The sequence below is a fragment of the Frankia sp. RB5 genome, from assembly GCF_059816245.1.
Genome location: NZ_JCBATA010000143.1, coordinates 1 through 1,839, shown reverse-complemented (window position 1 = coordinate 1,839; position 1,839 = coordinate 1). Strand labels below are relative to the sequence as shown.

1 protein-coding gene is annotated in these 1,839 nt (G+C 71.8%); it reads right to left on the bottom strand.

The features are described 5' to 3' along the window. Positions 1–48: 48 nt before the first annotated feature. Positions 49–1,740, bottom strand: coding sequence for an IS66 family transposase (tnpC, locus tag AC6EXY_RS33180; RefSeq protein ID WP_101833704.1), 1,692 nt, complete (start codon positions 1,738–1,740; stop codon positions 49–51). Positions 1,741–1,839 lie beyond the last annotated feature (99 nt).

The following is a 1,839-nucleotide window of genomic DNA, read 5'->3' as shown; positions in this document are numbered from 1 at the left end:
GTGTCCATTCACGGGTGGTGGGTTGAGTAGCTCCGTGTTGATGGTGGTTCAGGCGGCGAGAGTGTGTGTGGGGCGGGCCGTGCGCGGGGTGGGCAGCCAGGGTGTGCCGGCGAGGGCGAGGCGGATGGCGTCGATGGCGGTCAGGCCGTGGTCGCGGGCGGAGACGAGGTAGGAGCGCACGCGGAGGTAGGCGGCCAGGGTGGCCGGGGTGTGCCAGTAGCCCGAGACGGCCTGGTGCCGTTTCGGGAGTCTGATCGCCTGTTCGCTGGGATTGTTGGTCCAGGGGATGGCGAAGTTGGTGGTGAAGAGCCAGACCTGGTCGGCCTTCGCGGCGAGCCGTCGGGCCAGGACCAGGCCGGGATGGTTCTTCTCGTCGGTCCAGGGGCGGGACATGTTCGTCAGTTCGCCGATGCGGACGTCGGCGTCGTAACGGGTCCGCAGCGCGTCGATCGTCTTCTGGTCCAGGCGGTTCCTGCCGGCGGCGCGGGCGGCGGCGACGAGGTGGCCGGCCTCGCGGAGCAGGTCGATGAGCCGACCCGCCCACTTCTGGACCTTCGGCGCGAGCGTCAGCACCGCCCGCAGCGAGCGGATGAGGTGGGCACAGCACAGCTGCACGCCGGCGAGCGTGGGGTCGTACTGGTGCCAGCCGGCGTAGTCGTCCCGGGTGAACAGGCCGTGCCAGCCGGTGAGGACGCCGGTGGTGTCGATCGCCTCGGACGACCGGGAGCTGATCGCCGCGTACCAGACCAGCCCGGGCGTCGGGGTGCGCACGACCAGCAGGTGCGGGGTGCCCGACAGGACAGCGCCGGTGGCCTCGTCAAGATCCTTGCGCAGCACGTTGACCGGCGACTCGTCGCCGCACAGCACCGGCTCGCCGCGCAGCGCGGCCTTCATCGCCTCGTCGAACCCGGCGGCCTGAAGATCCCCAGCGAGGCGTTCGTTCGCGCGGGCGACGAACCCGGCCGAGACCGGCACTCCGAGGAGCGCGTCGATGACCGTCGCGGCCCGTTCGACCGGCACGTTCGCCTCCGAGGCGAGCAGCACCGCCGCGCCGTGCAGCCGGGGCCCGTAGGCCACGCCGCCCGCCGCCGCGTGCCGCACCCCCGCAACAGCCGCCGTGGTGACCTTCCGGCAGCACGCGCAGCGCCGCCGCGGCAGCACCCACTCGACCTTCTCCAGCACCGGTTCGAGCAGGTCCCAGACCTGCGCCCACCCGTCCGCCAGCACCATCGCGTCGGACAGATCCGCCTGGCACGACGCACATTCCGACGGCGGGTCCGCCGATAACGACCGGTCCGGCTCCGCCTCCCGGGAAAGCCCCGACCCCGGATGACCCGGCTGCCCACCAGGCTTCGTCTCCTTCGACCGGACCCGCTCCGACGACGCCCGCCGCTCAGCCTTCCGCTTCTCCCGCGCGCCGATCGGCTCCTTCGACGGCGGCACAGAGGAGTTCGTACTGTCCATCGACAACCGCCGACGCAGCTCGGCGAGTTCGAGCTCGAGTTCCTCGACCCGCCGCACGGCCCGGTCCCGCTCGGCGCGCACCGCGCCAAGCTCCACCTCATGCCGCGCGGCCGAGTCCTCCACGACCCGACGCAGCCGCTCGTTGACCGACGCCAACCGCTCGTTCGCCGCCACCGACGCGGCCTGCCCGGCGGCGAGTTCCTCGATCCGCGTCTCGGCAGCCGCGAGACGCGACTCCCACGACGACGCGGACGACTCAGCCACAGCTCTGATCATCCACGCCCAACCACCAGGATCAAGCAACGACCACAGCGCGTCCCCGCAACACAAACCCCAAGGTCAGCGGGCTACCCCTGCGCACCCGTGAATGGACAC